General features: G+C 72.5%; 15 protein-coding genes. 8 read left to right on the top strand and 7 right to left on the bottom strand.

All coding sequences use genetic code 11. From position 1 onward, the window contains the following. Nucleotides 1–45: 45 nt before the first annotated feature. Both ACSMXR_RS22155 and ACSMXR_RS22160 read right to left on the bottom strand, forming a co-directional pair. Complete coding sequence (locus ACSMXR_RS22155) at nucleotides 46–2040, bottom strand: CocE/NonD family hydrolase (RefSeq protein WP_473169757.1); 1995 nt, start codon at nucleotides 2038–2040, stop codon at nucleotides 46–48. Nucleotides 2041–2082: 42 nt separating this feature from the next. Then, nucleotides 2083–3582, bottom strand: a complete 1500-nt coding sequence (locus ACSMXR_RS22160) for a peptide MFS transporter (protein WP_137232529.1) — start codon at nucleotides 3580–3582, stop codon at nucleotides 2083–2085. Nucleotides 3583–3741: 159 nt separating this feature from the next. On the opposite strand from ACSMXR_RS22160, the gene ACSMXR_RS22165 reads away from it, so the two are divergent. The 8 genes from ACSMXR_RS22165 (at nucleotide 3742) to ACSMXR_RS22200 (ending at nucleotide 12757) form a co-directional block, all read left to right on the top strand. Next, entirely contained in the window at nucleotides 3742–4752 is a 1011-nt protein-coding gene (locus ACSMXR_RS22165) for a polyprenyl synthetase family protein (RefSeq protein WP_381906758.1), read from the top strand. A 206-nt stretch (nucleotides 4753–4958) separates the two neighbouring features. Beyond that, nucleotides 4959–6206: a LolA family protein gene (locus ACSMXR_RS22170; RefSeq protein WP_137232527.1), complete on the top strand. Its 1248-nt coding sequence runs from the start codon at nucleotides 4959–4961 to the stop codon at nucleotides 6204–6206. A 119-nt stretch (nucleotides 6207–6325) separates the two neighbouring features. Continuing rightward, complete coding sequence (locus tag ACSMXR_RS22175; RefSeq protein WP_381906754.1) at nucleotides 6326–7342, top strand: ABC transporter ATP-binding protein; 1017 nt, start codon at nucleotides 6326–6328, stop codon at nucleotides 7340–7342. After that, nucleotides 7329–8213, top strand: coding sequence for an ABC transporter permease (locus ACSMXR_RS22180; RefSeq protein ID WP_473169758.1), 885 nt, complete (start codon nucleotides 7329–7331; stop codon nucleotides 8211–8213). Before ACSMXR_RS22175 ends, ACSMXR_RS22180 begins: the two co-directional genes overlap by 14 nt. Before the next feature lie 243 nt (nucleotides 8214–8456). Continuing rightward, nucleotides 8457–9047 carry a TetR/AcrR family transcriptional regulator gene (locus ACSMXR_RS22185; protein ID WP_218525118.1) on the top strand — a complete coding sequence of 197 codons (591 nt, stop codon included), beginning with the start codon at nucleotides 8457–8459 and terminating at the stop codon, nucleotides 9045–9047. A gap of 282 nt (nucleotides 9048–9329) precedes the next feature. Beyond that, nucleotides 9330–9647, top strand: coding sequence for a cupin domain-containing protein (locus ACSMXR_RS22190; RefSeq protein ID WP_137232524.1), 318 nt, complete (start codon nucleotides 9330–9332; stop codon nucleotides 9645–9647). A gap of 126 nt (nucleotides 9648–9773) precedes the next feature. Next, nucleotides 9774–11957 (top strand): SpoIIE family protein phosphatase, encoded by a 2184-nt coding sequence (locus tag ACSMXR_RS22195; RefSeq protein WP_473169759.1) that lies wholly within the window; start codon nucleotides 9774–9776, stop codon nucleotides 11955–11957. 50 nt (nucleotides 11958–12007) lie between these two features. After that, nucleotides 12008–12757: a DUF1838 family protein gene (locus ACSMXR_RS22200; RefSeq protein WP_218525115.1), complete on the top strand. Its 750-nt coding sequence runs from the start codon at nucleotides 12008–12010 to the stop codon at nucleotides 12755–12757. Nucleotides 12758–12790: 33 nt separating this feature from the next. Here ACSMXR_RS22200 and ACSMXR_RS22205 read toward each other — a convergent pair whose 3' ends face one another. The 5 genes from ACSMXR_RS22205 to ACSMXR_RS22225 all read right to left on the bottom strand — a co-directional run bounded on the left by ACSMXR_RS22205 (nucleotide 12791) and on the right by ACSMXR_RS22225 (nucleotide 17152). Then, nucleotides 12791–13552: a calcium-binding protein gene (locus tag ACSMXR_RS22205; protein WP_381852766.1), complete on the bottom strand. Its 762-nt coding sequence runs from the start codon at nucleotides 13550–13552 to the stop codon at nucleotides 12791–12793. 165 nt (nucleotides 13553–13717) lie between these two features. Next, nucleotides 13718–14548 carry an HAD family hydrolase gene (locus ACSMXR_RS22210; RefSeq protein ID WP_381790498.1) on the bottom strand — a complete coding sequence of 277 codons (831 nt, stop codon included), beginning with the start codon at nucleotides 14546–14548 and terminating at the stop codon, nucleotides 13718–13720. A 92-nt stretch (nucleotides 14549–14640) separates the two neighbouring features. After that, a complete protein-coding gene (locus tag ACSMXR_RS22215; protein WP_473169760.1) occupies nucleotides 14641–15108 on the bottom strand; it encodes a MarR family transcriptional regulator in 468 nt (155 codons plus the stop codon). A gap of 165 nt (nucleotides 15109–15273) precedes the next feature. After that, a complete protein-coding gene (locus tag ACSMXR_RS22220) occupies nucleotides 15274–16281 on the bottom strand; it encodes a 1-aminocyclopropane-1-carboxylate deaminase (protein ID WP_218525113.1) in 1008 nt (335 codons plus the stop codon). Nucleotides 16282–16366: 85 nt separating this feature from the next. Beyond that, complete coding sequence (locus ACSMXR_RS22225) at nucleotides 16367–17152, bottom strand: GntR family transcriptional regulator (RefSeq protein WP_240805926.1); 786 nt, start codon at nucleotides 17150–17152, stop codon at nucleotides 16367–16369. Nucleotides 17153–17336: the final 184 nt, after the last annotated feature.

Consider the following 17336-nt stretch of genomic DNA (forward strand, 5'->3'; position numbering starts at 1 on the left):
TCCCCCGGAAATCCGGGGGAACCGAGCGGGAAACACGCGCGCCGATCAGCCCGCCGTGCGCGGGATGCGCTTCTCCCAGGTGCGGTGGAAGACGACTTCTCCGCCGTCCTTGCAGATCACCTCGTCGGAGGTGATGAAGTCCTGGCCGTCGGCGGCGATCTCGGAGCGGGTCTCGATCTCCACGTCCCAGGCCATCTCCGGGCGGTGCAGCCGGATCCGCCAGTCGGAGCGGGTCCGCGCGGAGAGCGGGTCGTCCTGCTGGATCGTGTACGTCTCCAGGGCGTCCTCGGTGAATTCGAGGCCGTCCGGGTAGACCCGCGTACCGCCGTAGCGGGGGTCGACCTCCAGGCGCCATTCACCCTTGGCGACATCGCGGACCACGAGGCGTTCGGGGCGCGGCTCCTCCAGGGTGACCGGGTAGACCACGCCGAGCGGTTCGGACTGTTCCGGTTCGCCGAAGGTGATCGCCGGGTCCTCGGTGTGGCGGCGCACCGGCAGTTCGACGAAGCTGCCGTCGGCGTCCAGGGTGAAGCCCGCCGAACCGGCCTGCGGCCAGATCCACGGCCAGTACGAGGAGGAGACGGCGAGCCGGATGCGGTGGCCGGGCGGGAAGGTGTGGCCGATGCCGTTGAGGTCGAAGACGACGTCCTCACTCTCGCCGGGCGTCCAGTCGTCGGTGCGGTCGCGGCCGTGCCGGGCGGCGAGGTTGAGGACGCCCCGGGTGACGAGCGTCGAGGAGCCGTCCGGGGCGACATCGCAGAGCCGGGCGATGGCCTGGCCGCGCGGCACGTCCATCCGGATGCGGAGCTTCACCCGGGGACGGCCGAGGATCTCGATCGGCGCCTCCGTGACCGGGAATTCGAACGACACCGACTTGGCGTCCTCGTCGCGCTGGTCCGGCGGCAGGTCCGCGTCGTTGCCGAACGGGAAGAAGCGGCCCGCGTCCAGGCCGGTCTGCTGCGGCGAGGCGACGATCCGCTCGCCGCCCTGGAGGGCGTACGCCACCGGGTTCACGTTCTCCGACGGCCAGGAGGCGTCCCCGACCCAGCGTCCCGGAAGCGTCTCGTACATCGTGGCGGGCGGGTGCGAGCCGCTGATCCAGGACCGCAGCAGCGGCTCCCGCATCACGCCCGTCTCCTTGCCCTTGAGGTGCTGGTCCCACCAGCGCAGCGTCTCCTGGAGGAAGCCGACCGCGGGCCCCGGCGGCAGCCCCCGGTCCGGATACTGGTGCGACCACGGCCCGATGATCCCGCGCACCCGCCCCGGGTCGAGGTGCTCCACCAGCCGCAGGACGGTGTCGCGGTACGGGTCGTGCCAGCCGCCGACCGCGAGGACGTTCGCCTTGATCGCGCCGTAGTCCTCGCAGACGCTGCCGTGCTTCCAGTAGGCGTCGCGGCTCTGGTGGGCCAGCCAGGTGTGGATGAAGGGGTCGACGGCCTCCAGCCGCTTCAGCCACATCTCCTTCCAGTCGTCGCCGACCTGCGCCGGGTCCGGCGGCCGGCTGACGAAGGCGAGCATGGTGGCCGCCCAGGCGTGCATGTCCACGGCGAGGACCGAGCCGCCCATGTAGTGGACGTCGTTGTCGTAGCGGTCGTCGGCCGAGCAGACGGTGACGATCGCCTTCAGCGGCTCGGGGGCGAGCGCGGCGATCTGGAGCGAGTTGAAGCCGCCCCAGGAGATGCCGAACATCCCGACCCGGCCGGAGCACCACTCCTGCTGGGCCAGCCAGTGGATGACGGCGACCCCGTCCTCCAGCTCCTGCGCGTCGTACTCGTCGCCCGGCAGCCCCTCGCTGTTGCCGTGGCCCCGGACGTCGACCCGTACGGAGGCGTAGCCGTGGCCCGCGTACCAGGGGTGGCGCTGCCAGTCGCGCGGTGCGGTCCAGTCGCCGAGCCGGTACGGCAGGTACTCCAGCAGGGCCGGGACCGGTTCGTCGGTCAGCGGCCGCCAGATCCGGGCGTAGAGCCGGGTGCCGTCGGGCAGCGGGATACGGACGTCCTCGCGGGTGGTCTCGTACGGGAACTCGGTCGTGATGTTCATGGGTCACCTCGGTGGGGGACGGGGTGCTTTCAGGCGTACGGGTCAGTGGACGGGGTGCATCGTGCGCTTCAGCCAGGGCGCGGCGAGGATCATCGCCACACCGGCCGCCACGGCGATGGCCCCGTTGACGCCGAAGTACGCGGGGTTGGAGACCTCGCCGTACAGCTTCACCGTCTGGGCCTGGATGCCGTTGGCGACGGCCAGGGAGAGGAACCACAGGGCCATGGTCTGGCTGGCGAAGGCCTTGGGAGCGAGCTTGCTGCTGGCCGAGAGGCCGGAGGTCTCCAGCAGGACGTCGCCGAGGCCGAGCAGCAGGTAGGAGCCGACGATCCACCAGACGGCCATCTTGTAGGTGTCGTCCGCGTGCCCGGAGGTCGGCAGCACCATCAGCAGGAACGACAGTCCGCCGAGGATCACACCGAAGGCGATCTTGTTGGAGGCGTGCGGCTGGCGGCGGCCCATCCGCACCCAGGTGGCGGCCACCACCGGCGCGAGCGCCACCTCGAAGGCGCCGAGCGCGGAGGCGTACCAGCTGGCCGGGAAGGTGAAGCCGAAGATCTCGGTCCGGGCGTTGGTCGACGCCAGCAGGATCATCGTCGAGTAGGCCTGGAAGAGGATGAAGTTGAAGAAGACCGAACCCAGGAAGAGCACGACGTACGGCCGCAGCCTGCCGCGCTCCTCCGCGGTGACCCGGGGGCTCTTGAACATCACCACGAAATAGGCGATCGGGGCGATGATCGAGATCACCGTCAGCACGTCCACGAACCGGTCGATGGTCAGCCATCCCACCAGCGCCAGGACGGTCGCGACGAGGGCCACCGCGACGGCCCCGCCGATGATCAGGCGCACCGCCCGCCGCATCGCGTCGGGGGCCAGCGCGAATTCCGCGCCCTCCTTGCGGCCGACCAGGTGACGGCGGCCCGCGACGTACTGGATCAGGCCGAAGGTCATGCCGATCGCGGCGGCCGAGAAGCCCCAGTGCCAGCTCCAGTGCTCGCCGAGCCAGCCGGTGATCAGCGGGCCGGCGAACGCGCCGATGTTGATGCCCATGTAGTAGAGGGCGAAGCCGGCGTCGCGCCGTTCGTCGTCGGTGCGGTAGAGCTTGCCGACCATGGAGGCCACATTGGGCTTGAGCAGGCCCGTTCCGGCGCTGATCAGGCCGAGGCCCACCCAGGTCATGGCGTCGGTGGGGACGGCCATGCAGTAGTGGCCGCAGGCGATGAGGATGCCGCCGTACAGCACCGCCCGGTACGAGCCGAGGATCCGGTCGGCCAGCCAGCCGCCCGCCACGGAGACCAGATAGACCAGCGTCCCGTAGGCGGCGGAGACGGAGGCGGCGGTGCCGGGGTCCATGTCCATGCCGCCGTTCGCCACCGTGTCGGCGAAGAACAGCACCAGGATGGCCTGCATGCCCAGGAACGAGAACCGCTCCCACACCTCCAGGCCGGACAGGGTCATCAGCCCCCGTGGCTGCCCGAAGAAGGCGTGATCGTCCTCGGGCGGGGGCTTGGCCGGCTCGGTGTCGGCGGTGCTGTGGGACAAAGCGGAGACTCCTGATCGTATGAGCTGATCCCGAACATACCGGCGGTGATGGGAAGCCGCCCACGGTGATCCATAGCGGACCGGATACGCTGAAGTTGCTAGGAGAGACAGCGACACATCGACATTGCGTGTGATCGTCAGCAGACAGGAGATGCCCTCGTGACCGTCGTCGGGCCGTTCGGACTGCACGTGCGGGACCAGGCTCTTGAGGCCGGTGTCCAGTCGGGCCTGGCAGCTGTCGAGGCGGGTCTGCTCGAAGCCACCAAGAGCGACGTGCCCTTCATCACGGACGCCGCCCAGCACCTGGTGCGGGCGGGCGGCAAGCGGTTCCGTCCCTTGCTGGTCATGCTCGCGTCACAGTTCGGCGATCCGGACGCGCCGGGAGTCGTGCCCTCCGCCGTCGTCGTCGAGCTGACCCACCTGGCCACGCTGTACCACGACGACGTGATGGACGAGGCCGACGTGCGGCGCGGGGTGCCCAGCGCCAACGCCCGCTGGGGCAACTCCGTCGCCGTCCTCACCGGCGACTTCCTCTTCGCCCGCGCCTCCCACATCCTGGCCGACCTCGGCCCCGAGGCCGTCCGCATCCAGGCCGAGGCCTTCGAGCGGCTCGTCACCGGCCAGATCCTGGAGACCGCGGGCCCGCGCGACGGCCGCGATCCGGTCGACCACTACCTGGACGTGCTCAGCGGCAAGACCGGCTCGCTGGTCGCCGTCTCCGGCCGGTTCGGCGCGATGATGTCCGGGGCCGACGAGCGGACCGTGGACATCCTCACGCAGTACGGGGAACGGCTCGGCATCGCCTTCCAGCTCGCCGACGACGTCCTCGACATCGCCTCCGACTCCCACGAGTCCGGCAAGACCCCCGGCACCGACCTGCGCGAGGGCATCCCGACCCTCCCGGTCCTGCGGCTGCGCGCCCAGGCGGCGGAGGACGGCAAGCCCGACGACCTGGAGCTCGTCGAGCTGCTCGACTCCGACCTGAGCGGCGACGACGCCCTGGCCGAGGTGCTGCGCCGGCTGCGCGCCCACCCGGCGCTGGAGCAGGCCCGCCAGGACACCGTGCGCTACGCCCAGGAGGCGCGCGCCACGCTCGCGCCGCTGCCCGAGTGCTATGCGAAGTCGGCGCTGGAGGAGCTGTGCGACGCGGTGGTGCACCGCGCGGGCTGAGTCCGTACGGTGCTGTGAGGCGTCGTTCCGGCGCGGGGTGACGTGGCGTCACCCGGTGGCCTACCCCTACTGGATGGCCCGGGTGCCCCGTCCGGTTGTCATACCGGAGCAGTAGGCGGAGTTGATCCCCCGGGCTGACGCTTCAAGCCGTCCGTTTTGGTCAGATGGATACCAACGGAAGCGCCGACCACGGAGGTAGGGCACACATGGACCCGAACGACAGCGCACAGACCACCGGCGAGGCCACGGGCACTGTCGTGGGCCGCCGGAAGGCGGCGCGCTACATCGTCCCCGTCGCGGTCGCGGGGGTGGCGGCCGCGACCATCGGACTCGTCCCGGCGCTCGCGAACTCCGGCGACCCGGACCTGCCGAAGATCAGCGCACAGGAACTCATCGAGAAGATCGCCGCTTCCGACGAGGAGCAGCTCTCCGGCACGTTCAAGATCAGCACCGATCTGGGCCTGCCCCTCGACGGCCTCGCGGGCTCCTTCGTCCCGGGCGGCAAGGGCGGCGACAAGGACGGCGGCGCGGCGGCTCCGCAGGACAAGCTCATGGAGCTGACGTCCGGCACGCACACGCTGCGGGTGGCCGCCGACGGCCCGGAGCGGCAGAAGCTCTCCATCCTCGGCGACGCGTCCGAGTACAGCCTCATCCACAACCAGGGCGAGGTCTGGGCGTACGACAGCAAGTCCGACGAGGTCTACCACGCCGAGGCCCCCGAGGGCCGGGACGGCGGCGGCCACGCCGAGAAGGCCCCGAAGGCCCCCAAGGGCGCTCCGGCGACCCCGAAGGACTTCGCCGAGCAGGCGCTGGCGGCGGCCGGGGACACCACATCGGTCACCGTGGACGGCACGGCGCAGGTCGCCGGGCGGGACGCGTACCAGCTGCTGATCAAGCCGAAGCAGTCCGGTTCGACGATCGGCTCGGTCCGGATCGCCGTGGACGCCGAGAACGGCGTACCGCTGAAGTTCACCCTGTCCGCGGCGAGCGGCGGCAAGGCCGTGGTCGACGCCGGGTTCACCAAGGTCGACTTCTCCCGGCCCGCCGCGTCCACGTTCTCCTTCACCCCGCCCAAGGGCGCCAAGGTGACCGAGGCCGACGAGCTGGAGACCGGCAAGGACGAGCACGGCGCGGCACAGAAGGCGCTGCCCGGCCAGCTGGCCGAGCTGGACGGCTTCGAGGGCCTCAACGTCATCGGCAAGGGCTGGACCTCGATCGCCGAGATCAGGACCCCGGGCGGCAAGGGCCTCCCGGCGGCCGGCTCCGACGAGGTCCCGGCCGAGGCGCAGGGCTTCCTCGACGCGCTGGGCGACAAGGTCACCGGGAAGTTCGGCTCGGGCACGGTCTTCAAGACGCGCCTGGTCAACGCCCTGCTGACGGACGACGGCTCGGTGTACGTCGGAGCGGTGACGAAGGACGCGCTGGTGCGCGCCGCCGACGCGGCCTCGAAGTAGGAACCACGTAGGACACGCCGGGCAACCGGCGCCGGACACCCGCCCCGTCGCACACTGTGCGGCGGGGCGGCGACGCCGTAAGGACCTGGCAGCCGCGCGGACGGAGAGGTGCGACCGGGATGACGACGGAGACGACGGGCACGGCAGGGGACGTCGCGGCGGATGCGGTGGGCGTGGCGGATGCGGTGGACGGGGCGGGCGCGCCGGTCATCCGTACCCGTGGCCTGACCAAGCGCTACCGGGGCGGCCAGCTCGCCGTCGACGGCCTCGACCTGGCGGTGCCCGCCGGCAGCGTCTTCGGCTTCCTCGGCCCCAACGGCTCCGGGAAGACCACCACGATCCGGATGCTGATGGGCCTCATCGACCCGACGTCCGGCACCGCCGAGGTGCTCGGCCGCCCGATGCCGGCGGCCGCCCGTACGGTGCTGCCGGAGGTCGGCGCGCTGATCGAGGGGCCCGCGCTGTACGGCTTCCTGAACGGCCGCGACAACCTCCTGCGGTACGACCGGGCCGACCCGACCGCCGACCCGCGCACCCGCCGGGCCCGGGTCGAGACGGCCCTGCGACGGGTCGGGCTCGCCGCCGCCTCCGGCAAGAAGGCCAAGGCGTACTCGCTCGGCATGAAACAGCGCCTCGGCCTGGCCGCCGCCCTGCTACGGCCGCGCCGGCTGCTGGTCCTGGACGAGCCGACCAACGGCCTCGACCCGCAGGGCATGCGGGAGATCCGCGCCCTGGTCCGGGAGCTGGCTGCCGAGGGCACCACGGTGTTCCTCTCCTCCCACCTGCTGGACGAGATCGAGCAGGTCTGCACGCACGCCGCGGTGATGGCCCGGGGCCGGCTGATCGTCCAGGGCCCGGTCGCCGACCTCGCGGCGGGCGCCCGCGGCCGGCTAGCCGTCACCACCCCGGACCCCGGGGATGCCGCCCGCATCCTCCGGGAACACGGGCTCACCGGCCTGAGCGCCGACGGCGACCGGCTCACCGCCGACGCCCCGCCCGCCGCCGTGGACCTCGCCGACCTCAACGCGGCGCTGGTGACCGGCGGGGTGCGGGTGCGGTTCTTCGGCGTCGAGCGGGGTTCGCTGGAGGACGCCTTCGTCGCACTCACGGGAGAGGGATTCGATGTCGCAGGCTGAAGCCGAACAGGTGCGCTCCCGCAGTCCGCTGTGGACGCTGGGTCTCCTCCGCTCCGAGATCACCACACTGCTCCGCCGCCACCGCACCTACGCCCTCCTCGGCGTGCTCGCCGCCGTACCCGTCCTCATCGGGATCGCGGTCCGGATCGAGACGGGCGGCGGCGGTGGCGGCGGTGCGGGCGGTCCGGACGGCGGGGCGGGGCCGGCGTTCCTCGCCCAGGTCACCAACAACGGCCTCTTCCTCGTCTTCGCCGCCCTCGCCGCGACCCTGCCGGTCTTCCTGCCGATGGCCGTCGGCGTGGTGGCGGGCGACGCCGTCGCGGGCGAGGCGAGCAGCGGCACCCTGCGCTATCTGCTGGTCGCCCCGGCGGGCCGGACCCGGCTGCTGCTCGTGAAGTACGCCTCCGTCCTCGTCTTCTGCCTGGTCGCGACCCTGGTCGTGGCGGCGTCGGCGCTGGCGGTGGGCGCGCTGCTGTTCCCGGTGGGGGAGGTCACCACGATCTCCGGCACCCGGATCGGCTTCGGCGAAGGGCTCGTCCGGGCGGCGCTGACGGCACTGGTCGTCGCGGTGTCCCTGACCGGGTTCGCCGCGCTCGGGCTGTTCGTCTCGACGCTGACCGGCAGCGGGATCGGGGCGATGGCGGCCACGGTCGGGCTGCTGATCACGGTGCAGATCCTGGACAGCATCCCGCAGCTGAGCGGCGCGCATCCGTATCTGTTCTCGCACTACTGGATGTCCTTCGCGGACGTCCTGCGCGAACCCGTCCACTGGGACGACCTGGTCAAGAACTTCCAGCTGCAGGGGCTGTACGTCGCGGTGTTCGGCTCGGCGGCCTGGGCCCGCTTCACGGCCAAGGACATCACGGCCTGAGAGGTCCTGAGCCTTCCGGAAGGGAACGCAAGGGGCCTGGCCGGATCGGATCGGCGGAGGCCGCACGCGCCGTCGGCCGGGCGAGCCGTCCCCCGATCGGCTCGTCGCGGCACGAACGGCACGAACGGTGCGGACAACGGGAACGACACGACACGGTACGTTCCGTTTCCGCCTGGGTATGGTGCGGTCTTTGACGACGAGATGTCAACAAGAGATTGGCTGGAACCCCCCTATGCTCACCGAATGATCACATCGCCGAGCAGTGTGCGACGCAGCGAACGATCACGCCGCGCGATCCTGCGGTCCGCTCTCGACCTCTGTACGGAGCGGGGATACGGGCACGTCACGATAGAGGCCATCGCGGCCGAAGCGGGGGTCAGCAAGAAGACGATCTACCGCTGGTGGCCGTCGAAGGGCGCGGTGCTGCTGGAGGCGTTCACGGACGCCCTGATCGACGCCACCCCGTTCGTGGACACCGGCGACATCGGCGCCGACCTGCGCACCCATGTCGCCGGCGCGGTGAACCTGCTCTCGGTCCCGCCGTTCGGCCCGGCCTACGCGGGCATCCTCTCCGAGCTGCACCACGACGAACTTCTGGCCCAGCAGTTGCGGGAACAACTGGTCGACCCGCGCGTCGAGGAGGCGATCGGCCGGCTGCGCAGCGCCCAGGAGCAGGGCCAGATCCCGCCCGACGCGGACCTCCCGCTGGCCGTCGAGATGCTGTACGGCCCCGTCTACTACCGCCACGTCCTGCGCAAACCCATCCAGGACGAGGCGACGATCGCCACCCTCGTGGACCACGTCCTGCGCTCGCTGCGCGCGCCGGGGTACTGAGGCGCTACCGGAAGCACACGCCGATACGTTCCGGCAGCCCGCCGCCGTCCGCCCCGTGCACCATGAGGCTGAACGCCCCCTGTGATCCGGCGGTTCAGTATGCCGCAGGCCACCGGGGCGCCCCGGCGGCAGTCTTTGCCGAACGGTCGACCACACGCGGCCCCGCCCCGGATAGCGTCCCCGTATCTCTTGAGCAGTTCCCTTCAATTCCCTTCCCTTCCCTTCCGTTCGAGGCGCGGGCCTCTCCGGCATGCCCGGAGCGCCCGCCGAGAGGTGTGTGCGATGAGTGTGGTCACGGTGTCGGAAGCGGCGGCGGCCCTGCCCCGGGCGTGGAGTTCGGCGGTGCTCGGCCGGGTGGGGACGGCCGCGGTCAAGGTGCTGCGGATGGACGCGCTGCCGGTCGAGGAGGAGCGGCACGACGAGGCCGAGGTGCTGCTCGTGCTCGACGGCCGCCTCGAACTGTCCGTGGCGGGGGCGGCGGTGTCGGTGGGGCCGGGCGAGATGTACGTGGTGGGCGCGGGCGTCGCCCACGCGGTGCGGCCGGGCAGCCGGGGGACGCTGATCATCGTGGAGCGCGGCTCCCGCACGGCTGAGGCGTGAGGGCAGGGCCCGCCCGCCTCCGTTGGCCGTCCACCGGTGGCCGGGCCCCGGGAGCCGGGTGATGCTGGACCGGCGCGCGCCGGCTCCGGTGCGACGGCGCGCCGGAGCCGGAGGGCGGGTGGAGCCGTGTCGGACGCCGAGACCCCGGCCGCGCCCGAAGGGCCACCGGGTGGGCCGGACCAGCTGGACGAGGCGGTGCTGGCCACGCTGTTCGCCCAGTCCGCCGTCGGCCTGGTCGTCCTCGACCCGCAGCTCCGGCTCGTACGCGCCAACTCGCTCGTCGAGGGCGTGGAGACCGGGGAGTTCATCGGCCGCCGGTTCACCGAGGTCTTCCGGCTCGACGACCCGGACGGCGCCGAGCAGATCATGAAGCGGGTGCTCGCCGGTGAGGGGCCGATCCGCGACCACCTCGTCCGGGGCCGGCTGCGCCAGGTCCCCGGCGACCGGGAGTTCCTGGTCTCCGCGTACCGCATCGACGGCTCCAGGATCGGCCTCGGCGGCTCCGGTGACGGGCCCGCCGGACCCCCGGCCCTCGGCCTGCTGACCGCGGTCGTCGACGTCACCGAGCGGGAGCGGGCCCGCGCCCGGGAGGCCGCGCTCGCCGCCGTGCGGGACGCGGTCGGCGGCTCCCTCGACATCGCCGCCACCTGCCGCGCCTTCTCCGACGCCCTGGTGCCCGGTTTCGCCGACCTCGCCGTCATCGAGGTGGTGGACGAGGTCCTGCGCGGCGCCGACCCGCCGGTGGGCCCGCTGCCGCCCGACACCCCGCTGTGCCGTGCGGCGAGCGGCCGGTGCGACGCGGTGCGGGACGCGGTGGAGGCCGGGAGCGGGCCCGGGGCCCGGCGGGCGCGGGCCGGGGTGACCCGCCGCCTCCCCGCCCGTACGCCGTACGCGCTCGCCGTCACCGATCTGCGGCCCCGGCTCGTCGCGATCGGCCCCGACACCCCGTGGCTGGACGCCGACCCGGACGGGGCGGGAGCCGTCGCGCAGGCCGGTGCGCACTCCCTGATCGTCGTGCCGCTCACCCTGCGCGGCGCGGTCCTCGGGCTGGTCAGCCTCTACCGCTGCGCGGCGGCCGAGCCCTTCGACGAGCACGACGTCACCCTCGCCACGTCGGCGGCCACCCGCGCGGCGCTCGCCGTCGACAACGCCCGCCGCTACGAACGCGAGCACGTCATCGCCTCGACCGTCCAGCGGCGGCTGCTCCCGCAGGCCGAGCGGCAGCAGGCGGCCGTCGACACCGCGCACGTCCTGCTGCCCGGCCGGGACAGCGGCTGCTGGTTCGACGCCATCGCCCTGTCCGGCGCCCGTACCGCGCTCGTCGTGGGCGGCGTCGACGGCGAGGGCCTCCAGTCGGCCATCGCCATGGGCCAGTTGCGTACGGTCATCCAGGCGCTGGCGGGTCTCGACCTGGAGCCGGAGGAGGTCCTCGCCCGGCTCAAGGACACCGCCGACCGTCTCGCCGGCGAACGCGCCGCCCTGCCCCCGGACGACTCGCTCCACGGCGAACCCCTGAGCGCGGGCTGTGTGTACGGGGTCTACGACCCGTTCACCCGCACCTGCACCGTCGCCCGTGCCGGACACCCCGCGCCGCTGATCGTCGGCCCCGACGGGCGGACGGTCGACCTCGACGTACCGGAGGGGCCCGGACTCTTCTCCGCCGACAGCGCCCTCTTCGCCCCCGCCACCGTCACCCTGGAGGAGGGCAGCCTGCTCGCGTTCTGCACCGCCGAACTGCTCTCCGGCGACCGGGCCGTCGAACGCATCACGCAGACCCTCGCCCGGCCGGGCCGGAGCCTTCAGGAACTGGGCGACGACATCGTGTACGCACTGCCGGACGACACCCGCTCCGCCGGTGCGGCCCTGCTCCTGGCCCGTACGGGTACGGTCTCCGAACACCGGGTCGCCACCTGGGATCTGGCCCAGGACCGCGCGACGCCCGCCACCGCCCGGGTGCTCGTTCGCGACCGGCTCCAGGGCTGGGGCCTGGACGAGGACACCGTCGACGCGACCGAGCTGATCGTCAGCGAGCTCGTCACCAACGCCGTCCGCTACGGCACCCCGCCGCTGCGGCTGCGCCTCCTGCTGGACTCCACGCTCACCTGCGAGGTCCACGACGGCTCCACGGCCGCCCCGCACCTGCGGCACGCCCGGACCGTCGACGAGGGCGGCCGGGGCCTGTTCATCGTCTCCCGTCTCGCCTCGCACTGGGGCGCCCGGCACGGGCCGGACGGCAAGGTGCTGTGGACCGAACAGGAGCTGTCGAGCGACGACTTCGAGCCGCCCCGGCCACCGCCACCGCCGGGCTGAGTGCGTGCGTACGGGCATGTCGGCCGCGCCGATCGAGCAGAGTGGTCCGTATGACGACACCCGCAGAGCTGCTTCGCTCCTTCGCCCGCACCCGCGCCTCCCTCGACGGCGAGGAGGTGACGTACTGGTGGTCCGGAGATGTGTACTCCTGGGCCCCCGACGAGCCCTACCAGCGCGTCTTCGGCTTCGAGGGCCTCAATGTCTCGCGCCTGGTCCAGGACGCGGAGGCCGGTCCTGACGCGTATCAACTGCTCACCCGTGAGGCCGCGTTCTACCTGGATCCGGTCAGCCGCGAGATCCTGGAGACCTGGCAGGACCTGCCGGTGGTGCATGTCTGGAACGACCCGGCGAACCAGAAGTGGCGCCCCTTCCCGATCCCGACGACCGACCTCGGGGACCAGGTCTGCTTCAGCCTGGAGATCCCGCTCGCCTACCCGTCGCCGCTGCCGGTGGCCGAGTATCCGGTGCACTCGGCGGGGGACACGTACAAGGCCCTGGAGCTCTTCCAGTTCTTCGCGGACCGCGCCGATCTGGCGGGAGCGGCGCCCAGTGTTCCGGCCACCATGTCGTGGAGCCGGATGTCGCCGTGGCTGCCCTGGATGGCCCGGGGGCAGCGGCCCGGCGGTCTCACCTTCCACTGCCGGGGCCGCAAGCTCGGCGCGTACACCGAGGTGCCCGAGCGCACCCGCGCCCATATCGCCGACCGCCACCCGGAGTTCGCCCACGCCCCGGAGAAGTGGAGCGAGCCGAACGAGACCAGCTGGACGTACTTCCGCAAGCTCAACCCGCCCCAGGGGTAGGGCCGTTCCCGGGGGCCGTTTCCCAGGGGCCGTTCAGGGGAGTGTGATGTTCCGGCCCGGGCCGCCGTTGACCGTGTCCTTGCCGGGGCCGCCGACGATCAGGTCGTTTCCGTCCTCGCCGTGCAGCATGTCGTCGCCGGAGCCGCCGAACAGGAGGTCGTCGCCGTCCCCGCCCATGACGTGGTCGTCGCCCGGGCCCGCGTACACGACGTCGTCGCCGTCGTACGCCTCGATCATGTCGTCGCCCCGGCCGCCCCACAGCCACTGGTCGCCGTCGACGGCCATCAGGTGGTCGTCGCCGTCGCCGCCGTCGAGGACGACGCGCCCCATGACCATGTCGTCGCCCTCGTCGCCGCGCACGGTGTGCGCGGTGTGGGCGTGCAGCATGTCGTCGCCGGGGCCGCCGCTGACGGTGGCGACGCCCGGGTCGCTGGTGGCGATCTCGTCGTCGCCGTCGCCGAGGAAGACGTCGATCCGGTCCGGCCGGGCGCTGTCGGTGGGCAGTTCGCAGACGACGTACGTCTCGTCGCCCGGGGTGAGGTACGTGCAGTGGTCGCCGGGCAGGAGCGGCACCGCGTCGCGGAAGCCGATGCGCCGGACCCCGTCGCCCTGGTCCATCGGGACCACGTGGAGGTCGTTGACCTGGCCCGGGGCGGCGGTGAAGGTGATGGACTGCTTCGCCCAGTCGGCGCCGACGCGGGCCTTGCCTTCGGCGGAGGCGGAGGCGGCAGCGGGGGCCGCGACTGCCGGGGACGCGGCGAGGCCGGTGGCGAGCAGGGCCACGACGGCGGACATCATCTTGCGCTTCACGACAGCTCCTCGGTGGGTCCGTGGGGGTCTCCCGCCCGCAAGGAGTGGGGCGGGCAGGTGCATGTCAAGCAGCACGCGTGGCGGTGGGGTCGCCACGTCGGCGACCGCAGCCTACCCGTCTTGGTCTAGACCAAACTAGGGTCCGTTACGTCACTCGGGGGCCGGTGCGACCCCGGCGCCGAACAGCCGCTCCAGGACCACCGCGACCCCGTCCTCCGCGTTCGACAGGGTCACCTCGTCGGCCGCCGCGCGCAGCTCCGGATGCGCGTTGCCCATGGCCACCCGGTGGCCCGAACCGGCGAACATCGGCAGGTCGTTGGGCATGTCGCCGAACGCGATCGTCCGCTCGGCCCCGATCTCCAGCAGCTCGGCGGCCAGCGCCAGCCCCGTGCCCTTGTCCACCCCGCGCGGGGCCAGCTCCACCGTGCCGGGCCCCGCCATCGTCACCGTCGCCAGCTCGCCCACGGCGGCGCGCGCGGCGGCGGTCAGCTCGTCGTCGCCCAGCTCCGGGTGGCGCACCAGCACCTTGATCACGGGCTGCGCCCACAACGCGTCGCGGGAGCCGACACGTCGGGCGGGAAGCGTCGGGTTCGGCATCCGGTACCCGGCCTCGATCAGGGTCACCCCGTCCACGCCGTCCTGGTCCACGGCGGCGAACACCGCCCCGACCTCCGCCTCGATCTTGCCGAGCGCGGTGTCGGCGGCCTCGCGGTCCAGGGTGGCGGACCGCAGCAGCCGCCCGCTCCCGGCCTCGTACAGCTGGGTGCCCTGCCCGCAGACGACGAGCCCGGTGTACGCGAGGTCCGCGAGCAGCGCCCGTATCCCGGGGACGGGCCGCCCGGTGACGATCAGATGCCGGGCGCCCGAGGCGGCGGCGCGGGCGAGCGCCGCGCGGGACCGGGCGCTCACGGTGTCGTCCGGGCGGAGCAGGGTGCCGTCCAGGTCCGTGGCGATGAGGGCATATGCGGGTGGCGTGGGCATGGGCCATAGCCTAGGAGCCCCCGGACGGCCGCTTGCCCGCCAGGGGCGGATCGGCTATACGGACCGGCCGGGCGGGGGCGCGGGGACCGCTGTCAGGCGGCCGTCCCGCCGGCGTTGCGGATGAGCCGCTGCAGCACCTTCACCGTGGTGACGTAGTCCGCGTCGGAGATGCCCTCGTGGAGCGCAGCGCGGATCGCGGGTGCGTTGCGCGCGAGATCGACCCGCGCCTGTTCCCCCGCCTCCGTGAGCCACAGCCTGCCGCCCGTGTCCCGGTTCAGCCAGCCCCGCTCCACGAGCGCCTCGGCCTCGACCGCCAGGTCGTCCTCGGGCCGGATGTACGAGGCCATGGCCTGCTGGAGCTCGGGGAGGGCCATCCCTTCGCCGTCGGGCGAGATGTCGTTCGCCGACAGATGGCGCAGAAGCCAGAACTGGGGCTGGGTGTAGCCCTTCTCGGCCTGCCGGTCCCGGGTGTACGTGATCAGTGCCTCGTAGGCGACGCCGGTCCAGTAGGCGGCGGGCTGCCCGGCGAGTTCGGCATCGGAAAGCTGGTGATCGGTCATGACGTCTTCTCCCTCATGCGCTTCGGGGGCCTTGCGGTGGCCTCGCGGCAACCGTAGAACCTCAAGCGTTGTTGAGGGCAAGAGGATCGTCTTGCCCGGCCGGCGGGGGACCGTGTCGGCCCGGTCCCCCGCCGGCCCCGGCCCAAGCCCGGCCCGGCGCGGGCGTCAGGCGAAGATCCCGCTGTAGGCGTTCAGGGCCGGCTGGCCGCCGAGGTGGGCGTACAGGACGTTGGAGTCCTTGGGGATCTCGCCGCCGCGCACCAGGTCGATGAGTCCGGCCATGGACTTGCCCTCGTAGACCGGGTCGATGATCATCCCTTCGAGCCGGCCGGTGAGCTTGATGGCGTCCACCGTGGACGGCACGGGTATGCCGTAGAGCTCGCCGGCCCAGCCCTCCAGGACGGTGATCTCGTCGTCCTTCAGATCCCTGCCGAGGCCGATGAGTTCGGCGGTGGCGCGGGCGATCCTCGCCACCTGGTCACGGGTCTCGGCGAGCTTCGCCGACGCGTCGATGCCCAGGACCCGGCGAGGCCGGTCCTGGCCCGCGAACCCGGCGATCATGCCCGCCTGGGTGCTGCCGGTGACGCTGCACACCACGACGGTGTCGAAGAACACGCCCAACTCCTCCTCCTGCCGCTGCACTTCGCGCGCCCAGTTCGCGAAGCCGAGGCCGCCGAGGGGATGGTCGGACCCACCGGCCGGAATGGCGTACGGGGTGCCGCCCGCGGCCCGTACGTCGTCCAGGGCCTGACGCCAGCTGTCCTTGACGCCGATGCCGAAGCCCGCCTGCACCAGGCGCACGTCCGCGCCCATGATGCGGGACAGCAGGATGTTGCCGACCTTGTCGTTGACAGCGTCGGGCCAGTCCACCCAGCTCTCCTGGATCAGGACCGCCTTCAGGCCGGCGCGGGCGGCCACGGCCGCCACCTGCCGTGTGTGGTTGGACTGCACGCCGCCGATGCTGACGAGCGTGTCCGCGCCCTGCCGCAGCGCGTCGGGAAGCAGGTACTCCAGCTTGCGGGTCTTGTTGCCGCCGTACGCGAGACCGGCGTTGCAGTCCTCCCGCTTGGCCCAGATGCGCGCACCGCCGAGATGCTCGCTGAGCCGGTCCAGCGGATGCACCGGGCTGGGGCCGAACAGCAGGGGGTAACGCTCGAAGTCGTCCAGGGACATCGCGGGCTCCTCGTGTGCGTGGGCGTGGGCGGTAGGAGTGGATAGGTCCGGCGCGGCCCGGTGACGAGCCGCGTGGCACGGGCGTTCAGGAAACTTCGGTTGCGCCGCTCGCCGATCTGCCGCCGGTCCCCGATCCGCCGGGCCGCGACGTGCCGGGCCCCGGCCCGTCGGCTTCCCCGGTGGCGGCCTCCGTTCCGGCCCCCGTTCCGGCCTCCGGCCAGGCGTCGAGCAGCGGCAGCAGCGTCTGCCAGTTCGCCCGGGTCGCGGCCACCGCGCCCTCGACGTCCCCGGCCGCGCACAGCGCGATGATCCGGTCGTGCTGGGCGACCGACCCGCGCCCGCTCAGCGAGGAGAAGCGCAGCCGCTCCAGGCGTCGCAGTACGGGCGTGAACTGGTCGAGAACGGTGGCGACGGCCGCGTTGGCGCAGGCGGTCACGGCGACGCGGTGGAACGCGTCGTCGGCCTCCAGAGCCCCGTCCGCGTCGTTGCGCCGCAGGGCGTCGGCGAAGCGCGCGTTCGCCTCGCGCATCGCGTCGAGTTCCACCGCGCCCAGCTGCGGGACCGCCTCGCGCACGGCGAGTTCGTGCATGGCGGAGGTGACGGACTGGGCGGCCCGGACGGCGCGCACGTCGAGCGGGCTCACGAGGGTGTGGCGGCCGGGCTTCGTCTGCACGAGCCCCGCCTGCTCCAGCCGCGCCAGCGCCTCACGCACCGGCGTACGGCTGACCCCGAGCCACTCGGCCAGGTCACCGTCGTTGAGACGCTCGCCGGGCGCGAGCGTGCCGTCGACGATGGCGTCACGGATGGCCCGGTAGGCGCTCTCGCGGAGGAGCGACCGGGAGACGAGACCTCGGTTCTGCGGAACTGGCATGCAATATATTGCATGCCGCATGGGGGTGAGCTGTCAAGGGCGGTGAGCACGCCGTCGTGCGTCGTCGTGCGCGGCGCGGGTCACGGCCCGGCCCACTGCCCGCGAACGCGCCGCGAAAGAAAACGAGTTCGCCGGAATGCAGAAACTGACGCATGCTCACCGAGCTCATTAGGAGGAAACGACC

The sequence above is a fragment of the Streptomyces sp. DSM 106670 genome (genome assembly GCF_055792845.1).

Bases quoted from the DNA above. Each gene is read 5' to 3' on its own strand.
- ACSMXR_RS22225 (WP_240805926.1), bottom strand. From the start codon at position 17,152: ATGCCAGTTCCGCAGAACCGAGGTCTCGTCTCCCGGTCGCTCCTCCGC.
- ACSMXR_RS22220 (WP_218525113.1), bottom strand. From the start codon at position 16,281: ATGTCCCTGGACGACTTCGAGCGTTACCCCCTGCTGTTCGGCCCCAGC.
- ACSMXR_RS22175 (WP_381906754.1), top strand. From the start codon at position 6,326: ATGACGACGGAGACGACGGGCACGGCAGGGGACGTCGCGGCGGATGCG.
- ACSMXR_RS22155 (WP_473169757.1), bottom strand. From the start codon at position 2,040: ATGAACATCACGACCGAGTTCCCGTACGAGACCACCCGCGAGGACGTC.
- ACSMXR_RS22180 (WP_473169758.1), top strand. From the start codon at position 7,329: ATGTCGCAGGCTGAAGCCGAACAGGTGCGCTCCCGCAGTCCGCTGTGG.
- ACSMXR_RS22190 (WP_137232524.1), top strand. From the start codon at position 9,330: ATGAGTGTGGTCACGGTGTCGGAAGCGGCGGCGGCCCTGCCCCGGGCG.
- ACSMXR_RS22185 (WP_218525118.1), top strand. From the start codon at position 8,457: ATGATCACATCGCCGAGCAGTGTGCGACGCAGCGAACGATCACGCCGC.
- ACSMXR_RS22205 (WP_381852766.1), bottom strand. From the start codon at position 13,552: ATGTCCGCCGTCGTGGCCCTGCTCGCCACCGGCCTCGCCGCGTCCCCG.
- ACSMXR_RS22210 (WP_381790498.1), bottom strand. From the start codon at position 14,548: ATGCCCACGCCACCCGCATATGCCCTCATCGCCACGGACCTGGACGGC.
- ACSMXR_RS22215 (WP_473169760.1), bottom strand. From the start codon at position 15,108: ATGACCGATCACCAGCTTTCCGATGCCGAACTCGCCGGGCAGCCCGCC.
- ACSMXR_RS22170 (WP_137232527.1), top strand. From the start codon at position 4,959: ATGGACCCGAACGACAGCGCACAGACCACCGGCGAGGCCACGGGCACT.
- ACSMXR_RS22200 (WP_218525115.1), top strand. From the start codon at position 12,008: ATGACGACACCCGCAGAGCTGCTTCGCTCCTTCGCCCGCACCCGCGCC.